This is a genomic window from Modestobacter sp. VKM Ac-2978, from assembly GCF_026968025.1.
GTDB lineage: Bacteria > Actinomycetota > Actinomycetes > Mycobacteriales > Geodermatophilaceae > Modestobacter.
Genome location: NZ_JAPVBP010000007.1, coordinates 265931 through 288462, shown reverse-complemented (window position 1 = coordinate 288462; position 22532 = coordinate 265931). Strand labels below are relative to the sequence as shown.

20 protein-coding genes are annotated in these 22532 nt (G+C 70.0%); 3 read left to right on the top strand and 17 right to left on the bottom strand.

Features of this window, described 5'->3' with window-relative positions; genetic code table 11:
- Positions 1 to 16 precede the first annotated feature (16 nt).
- Positions 17 to 856, top strand: a complete 840-nt coding sequence (locus tag O2W53_RS18140; protein WP_269164463.1) for an alpha/beta fold hydrolase — start codon at positions 17 to 19, stop codon at positions 854 to 856.
- Between the two features lie 27 nt (positions 857 to 883).
- The gene (locus O2W53_RS18135) at positions 884 to 2188 is read left to right on the top strand and encodes an LLM class flavin-dependent oxidoreductase (protein WP_269164503.1); all 1305 of its coding nucleotides are present in this window, start codon (positions 884 to 886) and stop codon (positions 2186 to 2188) included.
- Between the two features lie 662 nt (positions 2189 to 2850).
- Here the strand turns inward: O2W53_RS18135 and O2W53_RS18130 are convergent.
- From O2W53_RS18130 to O2W53_RS18085, 10 genes are all read right to left on the bottom strand, one after another.
- The gene (locus O2W53_RS18130; protein ID WP_269164502.1) at positions 2851 to 3078 is read right to left on the bottom strand and encodes a TOBE domain-containing protein; all 228 of its coding nucleotides are present in this window, start codon (positions 3076 to 3078) and stop codon (positions 2851 to 2853) included.
- 162 nt (positions 3079 to 3240) lie between these two features.
- A complete protein-coding gene (locus O2W53_RS18125) occupies positions 3241 to 4161 on the bottom strand; it encodes an alpha/beta hydrolase (RefSeq protein WP_269164462.1) in 921 nt (306 codons plus the stop codon).
- A complete protein-coding gene (locus O2W53_RS18120) occupies positions 4154 to 4654 on the bottom strand; it encodes a flavin reductase family protein (RefSeq protein ID WP_269164461.1) in 501 nt (166 codons plus the stop codon). The genes O2W53_RS18125 and O2W53_RS18120 overlap by 8 nt, the downstream gene beginning before the upstream one ends.
- Positions 4655 to 4703: 49 nt before the next feature.
- A complete protein-coding gene (locus O2W53_RS18115; protein ID WP_269164460.1) occupies positions 4704 to 5117 on the bottom strand; it encodes an ester cyclase in 414 nt (137 codons plus the stop codon).
- The gene (locus tag O2W53_RS18110) at positions 5114 to 6580 is read right to left on the bottom strand and encodes an aldehyde dehydrogenase family protein (protein ID WP_269164458.1); all 1467 of its coding nucleotides are present in this window, start codon (positions 6578 to 6580) and stop codon (positions 5114 to 5116) included. Before O2W53_RS18110 ends, O2W53_RS18115 begins: the two co-directional genes overlap by 4 nt.
- Before the next feature lie 70 nt (positions 6581 to 6650).
- Positions 6651 to 7802 (bottom strand): fumarylacetoacetate hydrolase family protein, encoded by a 1152-nt coding sequence (locus tag O2W53_RS18105; protein WP_269164457.1) that lies wholly within the window; start codon positions 7800 to 7802, stop codon positions 6651 to 6653.
- A gap of 37 nt (positions 7803 to 7839) precedes the next feature.
- The gene (gene hmgA, locus O2W53_RS18100) at positions 7840 to 9177 is read right to left on the bottom strand and encodes a homogentisate 1,2-dioxygenase (protein WP_269164456.1); all 1338 of its coding nucleotides are present in this window, start codon (positions 9175 to 9177) and stop codon (positions 7840 to 7842) included.
- Between the two features lie 88 nt (positions 9178 to 9265).
- Positions 9266 to 10063 carry an SDR family NAD(P)-dependent oxidoreductase gene (locus O2W53_RS18095; protein ID WP_269164455.1) on the bottom strand — a complete coding sequence of 266 codons (798 nt, stop codon included), beginning with the start codon at positions 10061 to 10063 and terminating at the stop codon, positions 9266 to 9268.
- Positions 10060 to 11577 carry an NAD(P)/FAD-dependent oxidoreductase gene (locus O2W53_RS18090; RefSeq protein WP_269164454.1) on the bottom strand — a complete coding sequence of 506 codons (1518 nt, stop codon included), beginning with the start codon at positions 11575 to 11577 and terminating at the stop codon, positions 10060 to 10062. Before O2W53_RS18090 ends, O2W53_RS18095 begins: the two co-directional genes overlap by 4 nt.
- A gap of 399 nt (positions 11578 to 11976) precedes the next feature.
- A complete protein-coding gene (locus tag O2W53_RS18085) occupies positions 11977 to 13437 on the bottom strand; it encodes an NAD(P)/FAD-dependent oxidoreductase (RefSeq protein ID WP_269164453.1) in 1461 nt (486 codons plus the stop codon).
- 614 nt (positions 13438 to 14051) lie between these two features.
- On the opposite strand from O2W53_RS18085, the gene O2W53_RS18080 reads away from it, so the two are divergent.
- Entirely contained in the window at positions 14052 to 14783 is a 732-nt protein-coding gene (locus O2W53_RS18080) for an IclR family transcriptional regulator (protein WP_269164452.1), read from the top strand.
- Positions 14784 to 14940: 157 nt separating this feature from the next.
- Here O2W53_RS18080 and O2W53_RS18075 read toward each other — a convergent pair whose 3' ends face one another.
- The 7 genes from O2W53_RS18075 to O2W53_RS18045 all read right to left on the bottom strand — a co-directional run bounded on the left by O2W53_RS18075 (position 14941) and on the right by O2W53_RS18045 (position 22397).
- Positions 14941 to 15288 carry a putative quinol monooxygenase gene (locus O2W53_RS18075; protein ID WP_269164451.1) on the bottom strand — a complete coding sequence of 116 codons (348 nt, stop codon included), beginning with the start codon at positions 15286 to 15288 and terminating at the stop codon, positions 14941 to 14943.
- Between the two features lie 112 nt (positions 15289 to 15400).
- On the bottom strand, positions 15401 to 16063 hold the full coding sequence (locus tag O2W53_RS18070) for an NAD(P)-dependent oxidoreductase (protein ID WP_269164450.1): 663 nt from the start codon (positions 16061 to 16063) through the stop codon (positions 15401 to 15403).
- A gap of 160 nt (positions 16064 to 16223) precedes the next feature.
- A complete protein-coding gene (locus O2W53_RS18065) occupies positions 16224 to 16535 on the bottom strand; it encodes a hypothetical protein (RefSeq protein ID WP_269164449.1) in 312 nt (103 codons plus the stop codon).
- Positions 16535 to 17857 carry a flavin monoamine oxidase family protein gene (locus tag O2W53_RS18060; protein WP_269164448.1) on the bottom strand — a complete coding sequence of 441 codons (1323 nt, stop codon included), beginning with the start codon at positions 17855 to 17857 and terminating at the stop codon, positions 16535 to 16537. The genes O2W53_RS18065 and O2W53_RS18060 overlap by 1 nt, the downstream gene beginning before the upstream one ends.
- A gap of 536 nt (positions 17858 to 18393) precedes the next feature.
- The gene (locus O2W53_RS18055) at positions 18394 to 19242 is read right to left on the bottom strand and encodes an APC family permease (protein ID WP_269164447.1); all 849 of its coding nucleotides are present in this window, start codon (positions 19240 to 19242) and stop codon (positions 18394 to 18396) included.
- A gap of 6 nt (positions 19243 to 19248) precedes the next feature.
- Complete coding sequence (locus tag O2W53_RS18050) at positions 19249 to 19533, bottom strand: hypothetical protein (protein ID WP_269164446.1); 285 nt, start codon at positions 19531 to 19533, stop codon at positions 19249 to 19251.
- A gap of 911 nt (positions 19534 to 20444) precedes the next feature.
- On the bottom strand, positions 20445 to 22397 hold the full coding sequence (locus O2W53_RS18045) for a methyl-accepting chemotaxis protein (RefSeq protein ID WP_269164445.1): 1953 nt from the start codon (positions 22395 to 22397) through the stop codon (positions 20445 to 20447).
- Between the last annotated feature and the right edge of the window lie 135 nt (positions 22398 to 22532).

The following is a 22532-nucleotide window of genomic DNA, read 5'->3' as shown; positions in this document are numbered from 1 at the left end:
TGACTCGGAGGACCCGTTGAGCAACTCCGCACCAACTACGCCCACATGGGCGCGGCAGCGCGATCCCGACACCGTTGCGGTCGGAGACGTTCCCGTCGCGCTCCGCCGGGAAGGGAGCGGTGAGCCGCTGCTCTACCTGCACGACGCCTGGTTCGCGCGTCAGTGGCTGCCGTTCCACGCCGGCCTCGCCTCGCAGTTCGACGTCCTGGCCCCCGAACACCCGGGCTTCGGCGACACCCCTCAAGGCCCCGGCTTCGAGGGATTCCTCGACTACGTCCTCCACTACGACGCCCTGCTCGACACGTTGGGCCTGACCACCGTGCATCTTGCCGGGCACGGGCTCGGCGCCCGCATCGCCGCCCATCTCGCGACGGTCTATCCCCACCGCTTCGCCACGCTCACCCTCATCGCCCCCAGTGGGCTGCGGGGCAGCAGCGAGCCGCTGGTCGATGCGTTCCGCATGTCGCCCGAGCAGTTGGGGGCTGCCCAGTTCAACGGCCGCGAGGAGCGATACGCGGAGTTCACCCAGCTCAAGGGCTTCCCGGACGACGCCCTGGACGCCTATGCCGACTCCACGGCCCACGCCCTGCTGACCTGGACCAACCGTTTCGACCGCCAGCTGGAGCGGCGCCTCGGTCGAATCTCCTCGCCCACCCTCGTCGTCGCCCCGGAGGAAGAGCGCATCGCCGCGCCCAGCGCCGCCGCACGCTACGCCGAGCTCATCCCGGGCGCCCGGGTGGAGGTCCTCCATGGTCAGGACGGACCCAGCGCCCACGCCCTGCCCATCGAGAACCCGAACTCCCTCGCCGAGCTCGTCGCTTCGCACGCCTCGGCCCACCCGATGACGGAGGCCTGAGACATGACCGCACGCGAATTCCACGTGATGCTGCACGGCGGCTACCCGAACGTGCCGTACGCCGGGAAGCGCGGCTCCAACTACATCGACCTGCCGAACTCCCACTACGACCGCACCGAGGGGCAGCGGGTGCTGGAGCGGCAGCTCGACACCTTCGTGGCCCTGGAGACGATGGGCTACGACGGCGGCGTGGTCAGCGAGCAGCACAACGGGCCCATCGGCCTGCTGGGCAACCCCCTCCTGGCGGGGGCGTTCGTCGCGGCCCGGACCTCATCGATCAAGATCGGCGTCGTCGGACCGATCATCAACGCCTACCTCAGCCCCGTCCGCATGGCCGAGGAGGTTGCCGCACTGGACACGATGTCCCGTGGGCGCCTCCTCCTTGGGCTGCCCATGGGGCACGGCATGCAGTACCACTCCATGGGCGTGATCAACCCGGCCACCGCACGCGCCCGCTACCGCGAGGCGCATGATCTGTTCATCAAGGCCCTCACCCACGAGGGCCCGTTCGAGTGGTTCGGCGAGTTCTACCAGATCCCGTACGTGAACCTGTGGCCGAAAACGGTCCAGGACCCGCACCCCGAGATCCTGATCCTGGGCGGTGGTTCCCAGGAAACCCTGGAGCTGGTCGCGGACAAGCGGTACGGCTACCAGTCCGTCGGCCTGAACTCCATGGCCTCCATCGCCAAGACCATGGGGCGGTTTCGCGACCTCTGCCGGCAGCGCGGGTACGAGGCCGACCGCAGGCAGATCTGGGCGTCGGTCAACATCCACGTCGCCGAGACCGACGAGCAGGCACGCCTCGAGGCGGAGGCACATGCCCTCTGGCTGGGGCAGAACTTCTTCCGGTCGCACTTCCACGACAACTTCCCGCCCGGCTACCTCTCACAGCCGTCGATGCGCGGAGTGCTCGGCGGCGGCTATCGGAGCAAGTCCACCGCGAAGGCGGCGTTCGATGCTGCGGTGGAGAGCGGCAACCTGATCGTGGGGTCGCCGGACACCGTGGCGGCCGGGATGGAGCGGCTCTTCGCGGAGATGGACCCCGGGCGCGTGCTGCTCGACCCCCTGGGCGACACGAAGCCCGCATGGCTGGTCAACAAGACGCTGAGCCTCTTCGCCGAAGAGGTCCTGCCTCGGCTCCGCGAGGGTGGCGTGCCACCCGGCCAGCACACGAAGCTCGCCGGCTACGAGTCGCTGGCAGAGTACGGCGCCCGGAAGGACAGGACCCTGCCTGCACCCACCGTCACGCTCGGCGACGGCCTGATCGACGCGAGCACGTCGCACGTCGCGTCGCTGCGCCAGCCCGTCGAGCCCGGCGAGTTCCTGGCCTGACCCACCGCCGCGACCGGGAGAGGGCGCTCCACACCTGCGCGCTCCCCCGGTCGTGACGCCAGTTGCCCCACGGGCCCCACGCCGTTCGGGCCGGAGCCTGCGCCTCCGACGATCACTGGCCGCGCACGCCTGATCGCCAGTGCGCCGAGCCCCCGTGCGGCACCCGTCCGCGCGGGGGCTCCGTCGACCGCTGGCGCCGGCCGACGTGGTCGGCACGCATCGGCCGCGGCTCGCCGCCCAGCAGTCGAAGGGCGCCGCAGAGCTCGTCGAGACCCAATCGTGGCCGTACCGCGCTCGGCGCTGCGGTTCGCCGCAGCCCGGCAGCGCCCGGGCGGCCCGTCCGGCGTGCCAGCGCCCTCACCTATCGCGGAGGAGCGGGTGCCGACCGCCGCTCGGCCACCTCGGGTGCGACCGGGATGGCGGTCCTCGGTGATCGCAGGGCGACCACAGGCTCCACGTGCGTGCCATCAGCGTCGGACTCGGGCACCGCGTGGCGCGCGAGGTGCCGCGCCGCCGGATCGTCTACTGGCCCGCCCGGCGATCGGCGCGCCGTCGACCACAATCTCGGCAGCGACGCACCGCCCGAAGCCGGAGCCGGCTTCGGGCGGTGCGAGTGCTACGGACGGGCGTCACGGCTGGACCCAGCGGAGGCAGCACCGGCTTCACGCGCGGACCCAGCAGACGTCGCCCTCGGCCGCATGCAGCTCCATCGTCCTACCAGGTGTCACGTCCACGTCTGTCGGCGTGAGTACCTTGACCGCGCCCCACCCGTTCACGTCGACGATGATCTCGTACTCGTCACCCAGCAGCAGCGCGTCCACCACCCGACCCGAGAACGTGAGACCAGGGCCGCCGGATTCCGGCCACGGCTGGAGGATCTGGCGACGCACGACCAAGGGGCATCACGGTGAGGGAAGGTCTCCGCCGCGCGAGGCACCGATCGACGTGCCGTCGTTGAACGGTGGCGGCCACGCGGCGGCGCACTGCGGACGTCAGTGCCCACGGTGCGCTGAGCCGGCCGCGGGTCCACCCGGACGCCCTCCCCCGGCAGGTCAGTCGCGCGGCCTCCAACCGGTGCCGGTGAACAGCCACTCGGTGCGCCGCCAGAGCTCGCTCCCGGAGTCGGCATAGCCCTCGAACGCAGACATGTGCGTCGCCCCCGGCAGGTCGAACGCCGCCCCCGCGTTCCCGTGCGCATGCCACGCGGCGAGGAACTCGGCGCTCTGCCGCGCGAACTCGGGTGTTTCTCGACCACCGTAGGTGACGAGGAGCTCCCCCGGAACGTGCCGGACGCCGAAGAGGGGCGACTCCCTGCTGACCACGTCGTGAGTTAGGAGGAGCCGCGGCGCGAGCCATGAGTACGGGAACGGCGAGAGGTCGAACAGCCCGCTGATCGCCAGACCTGCCTTGACCGCGTCCGCTGGCAGCCCGTACTCCCCTTCCCAGTCGGTGAGCATCAACTGGGCCACCTGCTGGCCGCCCGCGGAGTGTCCTGCCACGACCACCCGGTCGGTGTCAATCCCCAGTTCGTGCCCGTCACGGACCAGGTGGGCGATCAGAGCGCGCATCTGCCGGGTGATCTCCGGCAACGAGACCTTCGGGGTCAGCGAGTAGTCGGCGACCGCGACCGAGACACCCCGGGACACAGCGGCGCGAGCGACCAGGGAGAAGTCCTTCGCGCTGTTGGCTGCGTGCCAGTACCCACCGTGGATGAAGACGAGGACGGGCGCGCCAGCCGCGTCGGCCGGGAAGAAGTCGAAGGTCTCATCGAGCGTCGGTCCGTATCGGACGCCGAGTCGGCAGGTCAGCTCCTCTCGGGTCGCTGCGCTCCACTGCGCGTGCCGTGTGATCGCCTCGATGAAGTCCGGCTCGATCGCGTCGATCCGGTACTGCTCATCGATCTCCTCCTGCGTGCGGAACTCCCGGTACAACTGGGCTCCGGAGCGCTCGAGCGTGCGCGGCCGGTCACGCATCGGTCGACCTCAGATCGCTGCTGTCGAAGAACTTGCCGCCGAGGTAGATCAGCGCTGGGTCATCGGTGTACTCGGCGCAGACGACCTCCCCAATGAAGACGGTGTGCGTGTAGGCCGGGATCTTGTAGCGCACGGCGAGCTCGAAGCGGCCTGTGCAGCCGGCGATCAGCGGGCTCCCCGTCTGCCCCGTCGTCCACTCGATGTCAGCGAACTTGTCACCGCCGGACTGGGCGAAGCGTCGAACCACCGCCGTCTGCGAGGTTGAGAGGAGGTTGACCGCCACGTGGTCGGCGGAGAACAACCACGGGTAGCTCGACGACGTCACGTTGACAGCGAAGAGGATCAGTGGCGGATCGAGCGAGACGCTCGAGAAGGAGTTGACCGCGAGGCCGTACGGCTTCCCCTCCGGGGAGGCCGCGGTCACCACGGAGACGCCCGTGGGGTATCTGCGGTGCACGGCCCGGACGACCTCGCCAAGGTTCTCTTCGGTCATCTCATCTCTCTCTCGCGGTTGCGGAGCGCACGGTTGCGCACTGGGCCGCTCAACGGTCGATGGGCAGGATGCCCAGGTCGTGGAGGACGCTGACCTCGTTCCACGAGGCCCAGTCCTCGGCGATGACGCCGTCCTCGAACCGGCTGATGGTGATGCCATAGGCCCGGATGCGTCGCCGCGTCGGGAGGGCCCCGAGGTAGGGCCCGAGGTGGGTGCCCACCGATTCCCACCGGTAGGCGATCCGGTTCTCTTCCCGCACCATGTCCAGGGACACCATCTCCAGGTCGGGGAAGCCGATGTGGAGCTCCCGCAGCATCTGCTTGAACTCGTCGCGCGTGTAGGAGCGGCGACCGTGCCGGACGTAGTCCGGCGCGAAGAACTGATCCAGCGCACCGACGTTCTTGTTGTCATCGAGCTCTGTCCAGGTCCGGGCGAGGACGTCCTTCAGATCCACGGTGGTCACCCCCTGCTCACCAGGTTCACGGTCTTCTCGATCGTGTTGGCCAGCAGCCCCGCCATGCCGAGCTCCTCACCGATCCCGCTCGCGCGCTGGCCCGACCAAGGCAGGGCAGGGTGTGGCGGCCCCCAGGCGTTCACCCACACCGAACCGGTCTTCAGCTGGCGGGTGAAGCGGGTGACGGCCGAGGCGTCACCGGTCCACAGGACAGCGGTCAAGCCGTATTCCGTGTCGTTCGCCAGACGGAGCGCTTCCTCGTCATCGTCGAACGGGATGATCGTCCCCACCGGTCCGAAGATCTCCTCACGGGCGATCGTCAGGTCGTTGTCCCCCACGAACACGGTCGGCTCGACGAAGTAGCCGGTGGTGCCGATCCGCCGACCACCGGTCACGAGATGCGCTCCCTCGGCGAGTCCGCGCTCGACGTATCCGAGGACGCGGTCGAGCTGCGCGCTGCTGATGAGCGAGCCCATGGTGGTGCCCTCGTCGAACGGGTCCCCCACCACGGCACTCTGCGCGATGTCGGCCAGCCCCTGTGCCACGGCCCCGACCCGACTGCGGTGGACCAGGATGCGCGAACCTGACGCGCAGGTCTGCCCCTGGTTGGCGAACACCGCGGTCGCGATCACCGGGAGCGCGGCGTTCAGATCGGCGTCACCGCGGATGATCTGCGGCGACTTCCCCCCGAGCTCGAGGGTCACCTTCTTCAGCTGCTCACCCGCGACGGCGGCGATGTGCCGTCCCACTGCTGTGCTGCCGGTGAAGCTGATCTTGTCCACCTCGGCATGGCGGACCAGGGCCTCACCTGCGACCTGGCCACTTCCGGTGACGACGTTGACGACACCGGGCGGAAAGCCGGCCTCCGCCACGAGGGCGGCGATGTACAGCGTCGTGAGCGACGCCAGCTCTGCCGGCTTGACGACCACGGTGTTCCCCACCGCCAGAGCCGGCGCGAGCTTCCACGCCAGGATCATCGTCGGTGCGTTCCAGGGGGTGATGGCGCCCACGACGCCCAGTGGCTGCCGGAGGGTGTATGAGAACCGCTCCTGCCCGGCGAACGGGGGCAGTCCGAAGGTCGTCCCGGTCACCTTGTCCGCCCACCCGGCAAAGTGCCGGAAGGTGTCGGCCACCAGAGGGATCTCGAACATGAACGACTCGACGTAGGGCCTGCCAACATCAGAGGCCTCGAGCGTGGCGAGGATCTCGCGATCACGCTCCACCAGGTCGGCCAGCCGCCACAGCAGGCGTCCGCGGTCGGCTCCGGACATCTGGGACCAGGGACCGCGCTCGAAAGCATCGCGGGCCGCGCGCACCGCCGCGTCCACGTCGGTGGCGGTGCCCGCGCTGAGCGTGGCCAGCGGGGCCCCCGTCGCGGGATTCTCGACGTCGAAGACGCCCCCGTCGGCGGATGCCCGCCAGGCCCCCTCGATGTAGTGCTGGGTAGGGGGCAGTTGGAGCTCGGTGATCATCGCACCTCTCTCGGTGGTGGCTCGGAGCGGGTGGTCCAGCTCCCTGTGCCGCGGTGGGTGGAACGCACGTTCAGGGGGCGGGCCGGATCGTGGCAACGGCCTCCCCCATCGGCAAGGCCGGATCACCACCGATCCAGCCGCGCAGGGCGACACGGTCGCCGTCCTCCAGGAAGGTCCGCGTCGTCCCCGGACCGATGGGGATCTCCCGCGTACCGCCCCAGGACAGCTCCAGGAGGGAGCCCTGGCCCGCCGGATCGAAGGAGGAGATGGTCCCGGTCCCGTAGAGGTCACCCGTGCGCAGCGAGGCACCGTTGCGCGTCATGTGGGCCAGCTGCTGAGCCGGTGACCAGTACAGGGAGCCGGCGGACGGCCGGCTGAGGACGTGCCCGTCGATTTCCAGCTCGAAGGTGACCGCAGGGTTCCTGGGCTCGGCGACCTGCAGGTAGGCGAGCACGGCCGGCTCCTGGTGCGGCCCCGACACCCACGCGTCGTCGAACGCGGCCATCGGCACGACCCAGGAGCTGATCGTCGTGGCAAAGGACTTCCCGAGGAACGGTCCGAGCGGCTGGTACTCCCACGCCTGGATGTCGCGAGCGCTCCAGTCCACCAGCAGGACGGCGCCGAACACGTGCTCCCGGAAGCGGTCGGCGGGTACCGGTTCGCCCTGCCGGGAGGGGCAGCCGACGACGTATCCCATCTCGACCTCGACGTCGAGCCGCCGCGTGGGCGCTTCGGCGACCTCGTCCCCGCGGCGTTGCTGGCCCGCGGGGCGTACGACGTCCGCGCCGGATGGGATCACCGTCCCGGCCCGTCCGTGGTAGCCGACCGGGAGATGCCGGTAGTTGGGCTTGAGCGGCTCCTCCCCCGGCCGAAGGATGCGGCCGGCGTTGCTCGCGTGCTCGATGCCGGAGAAGAAGTCCACGAAGTCCGCGACCTCGAAGGGCATGAGCACGGCGACCTCGTCGACGCCGTGGACGTCGGGCTGGCCCGCGTGGACTCCCTTGCGCACTCGGGCGGCGACCGCAGAGCGAACTTCGGCCCACCGGCGCGGTCCGGCCGCCATGAACGGTGCGAGGGTGTCGCGCCCGAACTCCTCGGTCCCCAGCAGAACGGCCAGATCGAGGACGAGGTCACGGACGGCGACACCCACCCGGGGCGCGCCACCCCGGGGGGCAACGACACCATAGGGCAGGGTTTGCTCGCCGAAGTGGAAGGTCGGCACCGGCGCTCCTCCGGTAGGGCAGCGGGCTGCTGCGCGGTCAGGGACGGAAGTGCCGTTCGATGCCGTTCCAGACGTCGTCGTAGTCCGGTTGCAGGGTGGCTGCAGCCATCGCCTGCTCGGACACGACGATGGGCAGGCGGGTCTCGAACATGAAGGCGAGCGTGTTGTCGATCTTGTGCGGCTGGAGCTCGACGGTGCTGGCCCGCTCGTACGTCGCGTGGTCCGCGCCGTGCGAGGTGAAGGTGTTGTGCAAGCTCGCCCCACCGGGCACGAAGCCCTCCGCCTTGGCGTCGTAGACGCCGTACACGAGCCCCATGAACTCGCTCATGATGTTGCGGTGGTACCACGGCGGCCGGAAGGTGTCCTCACCGACCAGCCAGCGCGGCGGGAAGATGACGAAGTCCGCGTTCGCGGTGCCCGGGACGGCGCTCTGCGACGAGAGCACGGTGTAGATGGACGGGTCGGGGTGGTCGAAGGACACCGTGCCGAGGACCATGAACTTCGACAGGTCGTACTTGTACGGGGCGTAGTTGCCGTGCCAGCCCACCACGTCGAGCGGCGAGTGGTCGTAGTCGGCGGCCCAGAGGTTGCCGAGGTACTTCTGATGGAGGACGACGTCCTCATCCCGGTCCTGGTAGGCCGCGACCGGGCTGAGGAAGTCGCGGTGGTTCGCCAGGCCGTTGGCCCCGATCGGGCCGAGTTCGGGCAGCGTCAGCATGTGCCCGTAGTTCTCCAGCACGTAGCCGCGGGCCTGCCCGTCGGGCAGCTGGACCTGGAACCGGATCCCCCGCGGGATCACGACGATCTCGCCGGGTGAGACCTCGAGGATGCCGAGTTCGGTCGGGATTCGCAGCCGACCCTGCTCGGGAACGATCAGCATCTCGCCGTCGGCGTTCACGAAGTACTCGCGGTCCATCGACGCGGTGGCGCCGTACAGGTGGATCGCCACGCCGTCCTGTGCACGCACGTCGCCGGTGGCGCCCATCGTGAAGAGGGACTCCACGAAGGTGACCGGCGCCTCGCTCAACGGCGGGGCGTCCCAGCGCAGCCGGTTCGGCTCCGGAGCCTCGTTCGCGATCGGCGCCGCGAGGAGGTTGCGGGCGTCGACCCGACGGTACTGCGAGTGCTGCGCGGATGGCCGGATGCGGTACACCCAGGTGCGCCGATTGTGGTGGCGCGGTGCGGTGAACGCCGTACCGCTTAGCTGCTCGGCGTAGAGCCCCAGGGGTGCCCGCTGCGGGCTGTTCCGCCCTTCCGGGAGTGCGCCCGGGACGGCCTCGGTCACGTGCTGGTTGCCGAATCCGGGCAGGTAGGCCAGCTCCTGACCGGACGAGACGAGCAGTCCGTTGGCGCTGATCTGGTGGACGTCGGTCATTGCGACCCTCCAGGGAGTGCAGCCGGCGTCGGAACGCCGGAGAGATGGATGGAAGTAGCGGGCTGGCTCTACTGCGGGAAGGACTTCGTCACAGGTGCTTGCCGCCGTCGACGACGAGCGTGGTCCCGGTCGCGATGCGCAGGTGCGTCACGGCTCCGGCGATGCACTCGGCGACGTCGTCCGGGTGCACGACGACCTTCAACGGGGTGCCACTGGCCTGGGCGACGATCGCGTCCAGGCTTCGTCCCTGCACGAAGTCGGTTTCGACCGCGGCAGGAGCGACTCCCAGGACGCGGACCTCCGGCGCGAGAACGCGGGCGGTCGACATCGTGAGGTTGTCCAACGCGGCCTTCGCGGCGCAGTAGCCCACGTTGCTGCCCAGCGCGGTGGTTCCCGAGAGCGACGAGACGTTGACGACCACGCCGTCCCCGGAGGCGACCAGCAGGGGGGCGAAGGTCCGGGTCACGGCGAAGGGGCCGCGGACGTTGAGCCGCATCATCGAGTCGAAGAGCTCGTCGTCCATTGCCGCCAGGTCAGCGTGCGCGATCTTCTGCGTCGCCCCGGCGGAGTTCACCAGGACGTCGACGCGGCCGTATCGCTCCTCGATCTCATGACGGGCTCGCTCGAGTGCCGGGGTGTCCTCGATGGGCATGCGCACTGCGCTGTGCCCGTCCCCAGGCAGGCCCTGGACAACGCTCTCCGCGCGCTCCAGGCCCGAGTTGTAGCCCACGACGATGCGTGCCCCGTAGCCGGCGAGGCGGCGGGCGGTGGCGGCGCCGATGCCACTGCTGCCACCGGTCACCACCGCGACCCGACCTTCGAGCGGGTACTCGCCCAGCCCGCCTCTCCTGACCTCCCGCTCCACTGCGGCCGATTCCGCGCTCATCTGCGGGTCAGCCCAGGTGACCGGTGAAGCCGGCCGTGCGGTTGCAGAGGTCGACGAGCGCGGGAGCGTTGCTGGTACGCGCCTCCTTGCGGTCGCCGGCCGCCCGGGCCGCCCAGATGACGCCTGCACCGATGAAGCACAGCGGCTCGGGCTCCCACTTGCGGGGCTTCATGTTGACCAGCGGCAAGGCCGTGAGCTCGGTGCTCCGGCCGAGGATCAGGTCGCGCATCGTGGCGACCGACGAGGTTGGACGGCGCGAGGCCCTCGCCCACGTAGGCACCGGCCCAGCCGAGGCCGGTGTTCCGGTCCGGCACGGCGCTGGGTGCCCAGTTGCGACTGGCGCCGAAGACTCCTTGCCACGAGTGGGCGATGCCGCCGCCGTCGAGGAAGGGGAAGAGCTTGATCAGCTGCTGGTAGTAGTGCTGCGTCACGTGCGGCGACGCCGGCTCGTCCGCGTTTGGGGCCGAGCGCCAGCGGTAGGGGACGCGCGGGTCGTCGCCGCCGATGGCGATCCGGTTGTCGCTGGTGAACTGCAGGTGCAGGAAGGGGTGCTCGGCCAGCAGCGCCGAATGGCTGGACCACCGCAGCTGGGCGATCTGGTCCTCGCTCAGGACCTCCGTCGCCAGCATCGAGGTGTGCACGGGGATGATTTGCCGGCGTTGACCGTCGATCGACTTGGTGTAGGCCTCTGTCGCCCGGATGACGAAGCGGGCACGCACCGTCCCGTGGGCGGTCACCGCCTTGCCCTGCTCGATCCTGGTCACCGGCGAGTTCTCGTACACGACACCACCGTGCCGCTCGACGGCCTCGGCGAGCCCGCGGACGAGCCGGCCACCGTCGACGCTTGCGCAATGCGCGCTGAAGCGGGCACCGAGAGCGCCGGCGATGTTGATCCGCTCGAGCACTTCCTGGCGCTCGAGGTAGCGACTGTCCTCAGGCCCGAAGCCGAATTTCCGGTCCTCCTCGATGCCAGCCTTGAGGCGGCGGGCCTCGAGGTCGTTGCGCGAGACGATGACGACGCCGTTCTGCGCGTACCCGCAGTCGATGCTCTCCCGCTCGACGACCTTGCCCACCTCGGCGGCCGCCTGCTGCACGGCGCGCTCCACGCGGATCGCCGCCTCACGGCCGCCACCGCGCTTGGCCCAGAACTCGCGCGAGCCGCTAATCCGGGCGATCACGGCACCGCCGTTGCGCCCAGAGGCACCGTAGCCAGCCACCTTGGCCTCGAGAACCATGACCTGCAGGGACGGGTCCTCCGTGAGCAGCTCGAGCGCCGTCCAGAGACCGGTGTAGCCGGCGCCGACGATGACCACGTCGACGTCACGGTCGCCGTCGAGCGCCGGGCGGTCAGTGATCGGACCGCCGTTGCGGAGCTCCACCTGCTGCCACCAGTGGGAAAGGGCGGACTTGTTCATCGTCTTCCTTCTGCAGTACCGGTCGTGGCGAACGACGTGCGCCCAGCCGCTGATCCCGCGGAGGGGTTTGCGGCGGGCGGTCGTGAGCTGCTCCTGCATGACCCTAGTGCCTGTTCCGATAACCGCAAGCACTTGGTCGATATATGTACAACTGGGACACCATGCGCTCACGGTCCTCGAGGAGCTCGGGAGCGGGAGAGGCTTGGGCTCTTCCAGCCGGCCAATCGCTTGAGCCATCAACTGCCCCGTCGCGCTCATCTGGGACACCGGATCCGGTGGCATGGACAACATCCACAGCTGACACACCCGACCCTCGAGGACCGCCATCGACCGGTCCAGTCGATCCGCTGCACGATCACCGTCGCCGGCGTCGTCGGCCACTCCCCCACCGGCGCCCGAGTTCGCGGCTCAGCCGCATCGACGATGGAGTCCCGGGTGACCGGACCTACTTCGGTGGGGCATCCCCCCACCAGCGCCCGCCTCACGGCGACGCAGCCGTCAGATGAACTCCCGGATGCGGAGCGGTGACCCATCTGAGAAGCGGCTGAAGCGGAACATGTCCGCGTCGATGCTGGTCGGCTTCTCGGCGATGATCTCCGCCGCAAGGCGTCCGACGCCGGGACCCAGGGAGTACCCCTGGGCGCCGTGCCCGGTGTTGACGAAGAGGCCTGGGATGGCGGGGACCTCGGACACCACGGACGTGTAGTCCGGGGTGGCGTCGACGACCCCGGCCCAGCGCTCCACGATCGCGGCGTCCCGCAAGGCCGGGAGCAGCTCCTGCACCGCCGCCAGACCCCTGTCGCCGGCCTTGACCATCGGCCGAGCGGTGAGCATCCGAACGCGCTCGAACTCGGTGACCTCGTCGTTCCGCCACATGCGCTTCGTGCGCAGGGAAGCGAGGAGATCGCTGCCGACCTGCACGCTCAGGAGCCGCTCGGCCCGGTTCCCGAGTGCGAGTTTGAGGGCCGGCAGGAAGTGCGGCAGCAGGCGGAAGCTGTCGAGGGTGACCGGGACGGCGTGCATGGTCACGCCGATCGCGTAGGACCCGTCGATCTGCTCTCGCCAGGCCGCGCCACCGCCGATGCCGGCGCCGCGAAAGGCCGTACCGCCCTTGACCCTCATCAGGGAGGAGGCGATGCCCTGCTGCGGCAGGTCGACACCGAGGTTGCCGAGGAACAGTCGCGACCAATCGCTGGCGGCCTCGACGACGCGCTTGGTACGCACCTCCCCCAACTCCATCACCACGCTGTGGATCGCGCCGCCGGCGGTCTCGATTCCCCGCACGGCCACCGGCGCGAAGACCTTGACGCCCTCCGCGCGCGCACCCTTGCTGATCACCGGCACCGCGTGGGTCGGTTCGGCAGACCCGTCACTGGGCTGGTGCAGAGCGCCGATGAACTGACGGCCGGCGTTCGGGATCAGGTCCTCGATCTCGTCGCGGCCCAGGATCCGCGCGTCGACGTCCCGGGGGAAACGCTGCGTGGCCTCGCGCTGCCACGCGGACTGGACGGCAAGATGCTCCTCGTTCGCGATCAGCTGCAGGTTGCCGTTCCGGCGGACCCCGACGTCGAAGCCGAAGCGGTCGGCGAAACCCATCCAGATGTCCTTGGCCAGTACGGCCAGCGGCACTTTGTTGTGGTGCAGAGCGTTGGTGTAGACCCAGCCGAAGTTCCGGCTCAACGCCTCGCCGCCCACGAAGCGCTTCTCGGAGACCACCGTCCGCAGACCGAACTGCTTGAGGTACAGCGCGGTGCTGATCCCGGCGATGCCCGCTCCGATGACCACGACATCGGCCTCGGCGGGGATCTCGGACAGCGGGTCGGTCTCGACGGGCGTCGCCCGCCGGACTTCCGACTCCAAGAGCCACCGGCGTTGGGCGGCGAATGCTGCTCCAGCGAGGACGCCGGCGGAGGTCCCCACTGCGGGGATCCGGCCGTGTCCGTCCAGGATGTTCTTCAACACGCGCGTGCTCCTCAGCCGATTGGTACGTGCGAACGGACGCTGCTCGACCTCAGTGGTCGATCAGGACCGGGGGCGATCCGCCCGGTGTGCACCCGTCCGCCAGCGCACCATGCCGGAGCTGCCGTGACGTGCCGGAAGTCCTCCGGTGCGATGTCGAACGGATCCCCGTCGAGGACGACCAATCGGCGGAAGCCGCGGAGCTCCGACTGCGACCACCATGAGAACCGGCACTTCGCCACTGTGCGTCACCGCTCCCAACCTGCGACGGTCCGACCAATGGAGAAGGTGAGCCAGCGAGACAGAGGCCGGGTCGCACGTACGCCGCCGGCGGCCGGATTGGACCTGGACAGATGGGCTGGATGGGTCGCGAACCGATGACCGGCGGGACCATCGTCCCGACGGCCAGTACCTGTAGTACATCTGCGCTGGTCCATGAGCACCCGGTCGACATGGGAAGGCTCGAGCGGCCCGTGGATCGGCAGTGCACGTGCACGGCCTGGACCGCCGTGTGCCCGACCAGCTGCCCGTGAGGTTGCCGTTCTGGCTCGCCCCTAGGAGGGAGCTGTGGTCCTCATGCCAACGCCATGTTCGAATAGCGATACCTTGAGCCCATGGCCGAGATCGCACAGACTGCGGACCACGCCCTGCGCATCCTCGAGGAACTCGGGCGTGGACAGGCACTGACTCCTTCACAGCTCGCGGAGCGGCTGGGGCTGAACCGCACTGTCGTGCACCGTCTCCTGGTCACGCTCAATGCGCGCGGGTTCGTGCTCCGTCAGGGGTCGGTCTACCGGCCGGGGGCGACGCTGATCCGGCTGGCCAGTGTGCTGGAGCCGGATCTGCGGGCCGCCGCTGCACCGGTCATGGCGCAGGTCGCCGAGGAGACCGGCGAGTCGCTTGTGCTGCACGTCGCGGACGGCATGGACGCCGTCGTGCTCGACCAAGCGGTGGCGTCACGGCACGTGCTCCAGGTGAGCCACCAGATCGGGTCCCGGCATTCACTGGCCAGCGGCGCGAGTGGACGCGCTCTGCTGGCCTTCCTCCCGCCGGCCGCGATCCGTCGGGTCACGGAGAGCCTGGACCACGAGCCTTCCCTGGGACGCAAGCTCGATGCCGTACGCCAGATGCGGTATGCCGTTTCGCACGATGAACTGCAGACCGGTGTGCACGGCGTAGCCGTTCCGGTGCTGGACGCCGCGGGGACGGCAATCGCCAGCCTCGCGATGCTCGTGCCCGACGGTCGCGCCCGTGGACTGGAAGACCACGTGGATGCCCTGTGGGAGGCGAGCGAGCAGATCACCCGCGCTGCAGATCCGTTCCGGTCCGAGAACGTGAGCGCCTGAACCTTTTCGCGCCCCTCGCCGAGTTCCCTGCGCATCTCTGGCACGTCGGATGTCACCTCGCCCAGGTGGCCGGGATATCTCGTTCGCTCGGACGTCGCACCCTCACCACCCTCGGTGTGCCGTCGTGATGCCCTCCCCGTGTGCCAGGACGCGTTCGTCACACCGTGACGCCCTGCCAGTGCCTGATTGGCTGCTCGGCCGCGAGGAGCTCGGCTGACTCCTCGCGCCATGCTCGGAAGTGCGGTGTGCTCCGGTGCCCCTCGAAGGCGGCCTCGTCCTGGAACGCGCTCACGAAGCGGAGGACCTCCAGGTCCTCGGTGTCCTCGACCACGAGGAAGAGAAGGCATCCCCCGTCTTCCAGCGCCAGTGATCGCGCGGCGTTGCGACGGGCTGCCGCGACGAGCTCCCCACGCAGCCCCGGCCGCGCCGTGAGCGTGGCGAGGACGACCAGCGAACCGGCCGGTACGGAGCCTTCCAGCCTGCGCGGACGACCGTGGTCGATCACGCCTGCTGCCTGCTCCCGATCCTCGGGCCTCACCATCCCGTTCCTCGCTTTCCTGTTCGGGTGACTCGCGTCGCCAGGACGGGCAGTGGCCGCGCCGGGCAGCAGGCGGCCGTCAGGCCTTGCCCGAGGGCCGGGCCGCCCGCGTCCGCACGGTGAACCGGGAAGAGAGGTGCTCGCCGCGCTCCAGCTCGTCGACGAGCACCGCCGCGTAGTCCTCGACGGACACCCACGACTCCCCGCTGGGACCAAGGAGCAGCTGGTCCTCGCCGAGTTCAACGTCGCCGGTCCGCCCGCCGGGCGAGATCCCGTCGGACGGCGACAGGTAGGTCCACTCGACCGGACCCTCGTACGCCCGGTAGGTATCGAGGGCATCGGCCTGCGCGACAGAACCCTGTCGCCAGGCCGGCGGGAAGTCCTCCGCGTCCACGCGCCGCCGACCATCGGCGTTGATCAGACTGCCTGCGCCGCCGACGACCAGCAGTCTGCGGACGCGGGCCCTGGCCAAACCCTCGAGCAGCTGGGGCGCGGCATCCGCGACCAACCGCGGGTCACCGAGGGCGCCGCCGCCCAGGGCACTGACCACGGCGTCGTACCCGCCGACCGCAATCGCGATGGAAGAGGCGCTGCGTGGGTCGATCGCATGACCAGCGGCACCCTTCGGCGGCGGCGACCCGCCCGGGCGCAGCCCAGCAGTGACGTGGTGGCCTCGCTCCGAGAGCTCGGCCACCACAGTCGAGCCGACCATGCCGGTCGCGCCCAGGACGAACACGTCCATGTCTTCTCCTTCGTCGTGTGCCTTTGCAGTCGGATGACCCGGGAGGGTCGGCGCGCCGCGCGCAGGAGCCCGACCGGCCGGCGAGGAAGGATGCGCGCGGAGCCGCCCATGCTGCGCCGTTCCCCTCGGAGGGCGCGACCGGCCGGTCGGGCCAGGGACATCACCGCGCCCCCGTGTCGACGAGGTCGATGTGCGCCCGCAGCTCTTCGCCGGCGACCCACCCGCGGCCGGCCGCGTAGGCGACCATCGCGTCGAACTGCTCGGCGCTCGCGCCGTGCGGCTCCACGCACCGTGCGCGTAGCTCAGCGATCGAGAGCCAGGCGTGGGCATCGTCGAGCCGACCCAGCCCGGAACGCCGGAGAGCTGCCGCGAGCTGACGGTGGTCGAGCGACCGGTCGGCCACCACCGACAGCCTGCCCGTGTCGCCCGCTTCGTCGACGACTGCCTCTTCACGACCGAGACGGATGATCATCACTTCTCCCCGAGTTCGTCTGCCAAGGCGCTGGAAACTGACGCACCCGAAGTGACGGCGCCCTCCATCCAGTCGGCGGCACCGTTCTCGGAGCCTGCCCAGAAGATCCGGCCGACGGGTCGGCGGAGGGTGTGCCCCACGGTCGTGAGCACGCCTGGCGGGACCGTGGTGCCGCACCCCTGCGACCAGGCATCACCGGACCAGTCGAAGAAGTGGAACTCGCGCGGCCTGCGTGCAGCATCGCCGAATGCGCGCGCCAGGTCGTCGAGCACCCGCTGGCGCACCCCGTCGGGCCGTGCCCTCAGGTCAGCGAGTTCCGTGGCGGCCGCGCCGTCGTCGCCATAGAAGGCGAGGAGGACGCCGTCCTTGGAGTCGCTGGTCGAGGCGTCGAGGGCAACGGCGAACGGACCGTCGAGCACGGCCGCCCCGCTCAAGCCCTCGCGGCGCCAGAACGGCTCGTCGTACACCGCGAACGCCTTGCCGCCGTGCGCCGCCCGCCACTGCCTCTGCAGCTGATCCCGATCGGGCGGCAGCGGGGGGACGAACTCGATGGAGCCCGCCTGACCGGGCTCCATCGACACCACGAGCGCGCGCGCTCGGGTCGTCACGCCACCGTGCGTGACCCGCACTCCGCCGGCATCGTGCTCGACCCTGGTGACCGGTCGCCCCAGGAGGAGGGGCGCATCGAGCCGGCCGGCGAGTGCCGCCACGACCCAGGAGGTCCCCCCGACGAACCGGTCCCCGAGGTCGTGCAACGCGTCGAGTCCGCCGGCGCGGGCGGCGCTCCACAGGACGTAGAGCAGCGACACACCGTGGGGGTCGCCGAAGGTGAAGAAGTCCCGTTCGATCAGCTCACGCGCGGCCTGGTTCGCGACGTTCGCTGTCAGCCACCCCGCCAGGCTCTGCCGGTCCAGGTCCGTCGCGACCTTCGCTTCCCAGGGGTGCTCGGCCGGTACCTGCTCGGCGAGCCGTGCCAGCGCCCCGTACGCCCCGGAGTACGCGGCCGCGGCCGCGGCATCCTGCTCGAACGGACTCACCTCGACGACCCGGCCCGCAGGGGTCAGCCGGATCATCGCCCCCTGCGGGGGCGCGGGCTCGAGACGGATGCCGAACGAGGCCGCCAAAGCCCGCGGCTCCGTCGCACCGGGTGCGACGAACTCACTGCCCCTCTGAAGAACCCGTCCGTCGGCGCACGTGGCGCTGTCGAGTCGGCCGCCGACGCGGTCGCGTCCCTCGACGACGATGAGCGAGAGGCCCGCTGCCCTCAGCTGCGTCGCCGCCACCAACCCGGACAGCGCCACACCGATGACCACGACGTCCACTGCGGACGGCGCAGACCCGGCACCGCGGTAAGGGGGCATCGTGTCTCCTGTCCATCTCGGGACGACGGGGGCAGGGGGGCGAAGCGCCGGGAGAGGCGCTCCCAGGTGGCGGTGCCGCGGAAGGCGCCGGAATCACAGGCGACCAGGATGAAATTCGAACACGAGCATCCGTTTAACGAACCACGCTACACCCTGGTCGCGGTGTGGGCTCGCACCCCTGGGACCCAGCGCGACCTCGGTAGCGTGGCGGCCGCGGTCAGGAAGCCGCCGTCGGCCATGGCCTTACCGCGGCGAGTCGGCCCCACGTTGTCCTGCTCGGCGGAACCGGCGACGGTGGCGAACAGGGACGGTGACCAGCTCGAGGCCGTCGAGCCATGCGTCGCGGGAGTCCTGCCGTCGGTCCCGCGCCGGAAGGTGATCGACGTCCGGGTGCAGACCCCTCGTACTCATCACGGTCGGTCCTTCGAGAGGGTCCGAGGTCCGCGCAGCCGCACGGCCGCCGGGTCAGGGCGTGAACCGCCGGATGGACGTCGGGGTCACACGGGCTCGGCCCTGCGCGTCCTCGAGATCGTCGAGTCCCGACTCTCCACGCGGTCGCGGTCGAACTCCAGCGCGGCGTACTTCTCCGGGTCCCACCGGCGGACGTTCAGTGCGTGAGGCGCACCCCCGACCGCTGTGAGCACGAGCAGGGGCAGCAGCGAGATGAACGAGGAATCCTTGCCTGCTATGGGGTCGAACTCCTTGGCCATCAGCACGAACGCCACACTGAGCCCGATGGCTCCGAGAGGGGGCGCGAGGAAGGTCTCCACCATTGCCGCCCTTCGCGGCGCCTGAAGTACAGGGTCACGACAGCTGCGGCTGCCGCCTGCAGCACCACCATCGCCAGCGTGCCGATCCCGAACAGGACCGACGAGATGTCCAGCAACGGGTCGAGCTGCAGCAGAGCGAGGACGGACGAGCACCACCGCCGCGGTGCCGGCACTGACCGCCACCGCACGCCTGGGCGCCTCGCTGCGCCGGTCCCGCTCGCCGACCCACCGGGGCAGGAGCCCCTTCTGGCCCAGCGCCTGGATGTAGCGGGCGAGCGCGTTGGTCAGTGCCAGGGTCGAAGCGAACTGGCTGAACAGCATCATGTACGAAACGACGTGGCTCACCCATGCCGGCGCATGCGCGCCCATCAGCTCGAACACGATGTTGCCGTAGGAGTCGAGCGACGCAGTCCGGACCTCGTCCACGCCCACGGCTCCGATGATCACCCAGGTGCTGAACGCGAGGAGCAGCGTCAGGATCGCCACCGTCGCGTAGGTCGCCACAGCGACCGTCCGCTTGGGATCCCTGGCCTCGGGCGCGTACAGGGCGGCGGACTCAAATCCGGAGAAGCGCATGATCGCCTAGATCAGCGCGACGGCGAAGCCGCTGCCGAAACCGATCTCCGGCGAGAAGACCTCTACCGGGAGCCCATCGCCGTCGTCACCGGTGAGGATGAAGATGTCGAGCGCGAGGATCACCAGGAACTCCAGAGCGACTGCGACGGTGATCACCATTGCGCCGATCTCGATGTTCAGCGACGCCAGCACCACGGCGAGCAGGAAGGCGATCGCCGCGCAGACCTGCCACGACACGCTCAGGCCGGTCTCGACCTGCAAGATCTGAGCCCCGAAGAACCCCATGATCACGACGGCGCCGATGAGGAAGGCGCCGTAGGTGGATCGCCAGCCAGGCGCCCGCGGAACCGGCCACGCGGCCCATGGCCGCGCTGATGTAGGGGAAGAACCCGCCAGGTTCAGTGATCCGGTGGCTCATCGCCGCGTATCCGACGGCGAAGAGACCCAGGATCACGCCGGCGACCAGGAACATGACGACGAGCGACGGCCCTCCCAGCGCCAGCCCGAGCGGCAGCGTGCCGAGGACGACGGCGAGGGGGGCGGCCACCGAGATGACGAGCACCGTGATGTGGGGCGCTCGCAGACCCCCGGCCCGCTCCGGTGAGCTGGTCTGAGTCGGGTCCGACATGTTGAAGCTCCTAGGGGTCGCTGGACAGACTGACGGCGCAACGGGTGGCGCACCCGCGACGAGCTGCCTGGTCGTTGGAGCAGTCCGATGCCGGGGCGGGCGACGTGCTCCGAGCGGCCGCGCCCGAAGCTGGCGCCTGCCGCTGGGGGCAGAGCTTCTGCGACCTGGACCGCAGAGCAAATGTCACCCGGCACAGAGCGTCACCCCTGCGGCAGTGCGCCTGCCCAATTGCCCGATGCGGGCCTCTCCCGACGTGCGGAAGAGGGCGGCCCCGGCCAGCCCTGCCGCTCGGCGGCGGCGCGACCCGGTCCGACCCGATGAGGCAGTTCCGGGACCGGACGCCGGACGCGAGTGCGGCGGCCGGCCGGCTCCGGGGACAGACATCGCCGTACACCGCCGGCGCCGCCCCTCGGTCCTGGTCCTGACCGATGCCACCGTGCGCGCTCAGCGACGGACATCAACGCTCGCCGAGTGGTCCGATCCAGCCGGAAGGCCTCGTCCGCCCCGATGATCAACCCCCTCGTGCGCGCTGGCCGGTGGCCGGATCGATCGAGGTGCTGTCCCGGTCGGCGGATCAGACCTTGAACTGGCCGACGAGCCGCGTCAGGTCTGCCGTGATCGCTGCGAGTCCCGCGCTGGCGGCCTTCGTCCCTTCGGCGTCCTCACCGGTCTCGCCGCTGACGGCCGAGATGGTGCGGATGGACGTGGCGATCGACCCCGCGCCCACCGCTGCCTCGCTGACGCTGCGGGACATCTCGTTCGTCGTAGCAGTCTGCTCTTCCACGGCACTGGCGATCGCCGTCTGGTAGTCGCTGATGCGGGAGATCACCGCGTCGATCTTGGAGATCGCCTCCACCGCACGAGCTGTGTCGGTTTGGATGGCATCGACCCGGCGGACGATGTCCTCGGTGGCCTTGGACGTCTCCTGCGCCAGGTCCTTGACCTCGTTGGCGACCACCGCGAAGCCCTTGCCGGCCTCACCTGCCCGGGCAGCTTCGATGGTCGCGTTGAGGGCCAGGAGATTCGTCTGCTCCGCGATGGACGTGATCACCTTGACCACGTCACCGATCGCCCGGGACGACTCACCGAGCTGGGTGACGGTTCGGTTGGTGTCCCCTGCGACGGTCACCGCCTCGCCAGCCATCAGCGCCGCCTCCTGAGCGTTCGAGGCGATCTCCCGGATGCTGGCACCCATCTCCTCGGCGCCTGCCGCCACCGACTGCACGTTGCGCGAAACCTGTTCCGCAGCCGCTGACACCTGCTCCGTCTGCGCCGCGGTGTGGCCGACCGAGCCGGCGATCCTGCTCGAGACCCCGGACATGTCATCGGAGACCCGGACGAGGATCTCCGACGCGCGGCCGATCCCCGAGACGGTCTCGGCGACCTTGTCGACGAAGCGGTTGAAGGCGGCGCCCAAACGACCGATCTCATCCGTGCGGCTGTCGTCGACCCGGGCGGTGAGATCGCCGTCCCCATCGGCGATCTCCTCCATACGGCCACGCATCGCGTCCAGGGGCGCTACGACCCGCCGCGCCACCAGGAACACGGCCCCCGCAGCCACGAGCATCGCGAACACCGCGCCCACCAGGATCGTCGTCCGCAGTGCGCTGGCGTCGGCGAGGATCGCCGCTTCCGGGATCTCGACGACGAGCGCCCAGTGCTGCCCTTCGGCGACGGCCACCGGGGCGGCAACGACCACCGAGGGGCCGTCGGCGCTCTCCGTGCTGCGCCGGACGAGAGACGCCTCCGCCACCGCCTCGCCGGCCGCATCGCCCACTTCGCCCACTTCGCCCACGAGCGTGCTGCCCACTTCGTCCCCTGGCCGGTTGCTGGCCAGGACCACGCCGCTCGAGGTGACCAGCGCTGCGTGGCCGACCTCGTACGGTCTGATGCCATCGATCTGCTGCTCGATGCTCGTAAGGGTGACGTCGACACCGGCCACGCCCACAGTCGCCCCGCCCACGAGGACGGGCGACGTCACCGAGGACATGGTCACGTCGTTCACGGTGAAGGGGTCGGTGACGACGTCGGTGCCCGAGGTGCGCGCGAGGAGGTAGTAGTCGCCGGCCCCGGGTTCGTCGTAACCGGACATCACGGTCGTCGCGAGGACGTCGCCGTCCCGCATCCAAGCCGTCGCGTAGCGACCGCTCGCGTCGGTGCGGGGACTGCCGGCGTACGCCTGGTCGAGGCCGTCGAACGCGTTCGGCTCGAACAGCCCCCAGGCTCCCGCCAGGGTCGGGTCGTCCTCTGCCAGGCGCAGGATGACGTCATCCGCGAGCTCCCGGTCCGCCTTCCGGGTACCCGCCATCGTGGCGAGCGTGCGTGCCAGCGTCTGCGCCGTGGAGAGCTGGCGGCTGAGACCACTCTGGATCTGCTCGGCCTCCGCGGTCGCGACGCTCTCGGCGTACCGCAAGCCATCATCCTTGGCCTGCCCGGTCGCCAGACTCGCAACGACGGCGACCAGCGCACCGAGAACCAGCGCGAGGACTAGCACGGTGCTGAGGACCAGCCGAGCCTTGATGGTCACGGGAACTCCAAGGTGAGGAACAACGGGGCGCATGATCCGTTCTCGGCCACCGGGGGCGTCGGCATCAGTCCAAACTCGTCCGATAACCGCACTTGCCGCACACGGCACATGGGCACCGCCCGTCACTCTGTTCCG

What these genes read in the sequence shown, in the direction of transcription:
- O2W53_RS18135 (WP_269164503.1), top strand. Translation starts at nt 884, where the DNA reads ATGCTGCACGGCGGCTACCCGAACGTGCCGTACGCCGGGAAGCGCGGC.
- O2W53_RS18125 (WP_269164462.1), bottom strand. Translation starts at nt 4,161, where the DNA reads ATGCGTGACCGGCCGCGCACGCTCGAGCGCTCCGGAGCCCAGTTGTAC.
- O2W53_RS18120 (WP_269164461.1), bottom strand. Translation starts at nt 4,654, where the DNA reads ATGACCGAAGAGAACCTTGGCGAGGTCGTCCGGGCCGTGCACCGCAGA.
- O2W53_RS18110 (WP_269164458.1), bottom strand. Translation starts at nt 6,580, where the DNA reads ATGATCACCGAGCTCCAACTGCCCCCTACCCAGCACTACATCGAGGGG.
- hmgA (WP_269164456.1), bottom strand. Translation starts at nt 9,177, where the DNA reads ATGACCGACGTCCACCAGATCAGCGCCAACGGACTGCTCGTCTCGTCC.
- O2W53_RS18095 (WP_269164455.1), bottom strand. Translation starts at nt 10,063, where the DNA reads ATGAGCGCGGAATCGGCCGCAGTGGAGCGGGAGGTCAGGAGAGGCGGG.
- O2W53_RS18090 (WP_269164454.1), bottom strand. Translation starts at nt 11,577, where the DNA reads ATGCAGGAGCAGCTCACGACCGCCCGCCGCAAACCCCTCCGCGGGATC.
- O2W53_RS18080 (WP_269164452.1), top strand. Translation starts at nt 14,052, where the DNA reads ATGGCCGAGATCGCACAGACTGCGGACCACGCCCTGCGCATCCTCGAG.
- O2W53_RS18070 (WP_269164450.1), bottom strand. Translation starts at nt 16,063, where the DNA reads ATGGACGTGTTCGTCCTGGGCGCGACCGGCATGGTCGGCTCGACTGTG.
- O2W53_RS18065 (WP_269164449.1), bottom strand. Translation starts at nt 16,535, where the DNA reads ATGATCATCCGTCTCGGTCGTGAAGAGGCAGTCGTCGACGAAGCGGGC.
- O2W53_RS18055 (WP_269164447.1), bottom strand. Translation starts at nt 19,242, where the DNA reads ATGCGCTTCTCCGGATTTGAGTCCGCCGCCCTGTACGCGCCCGAGGCC.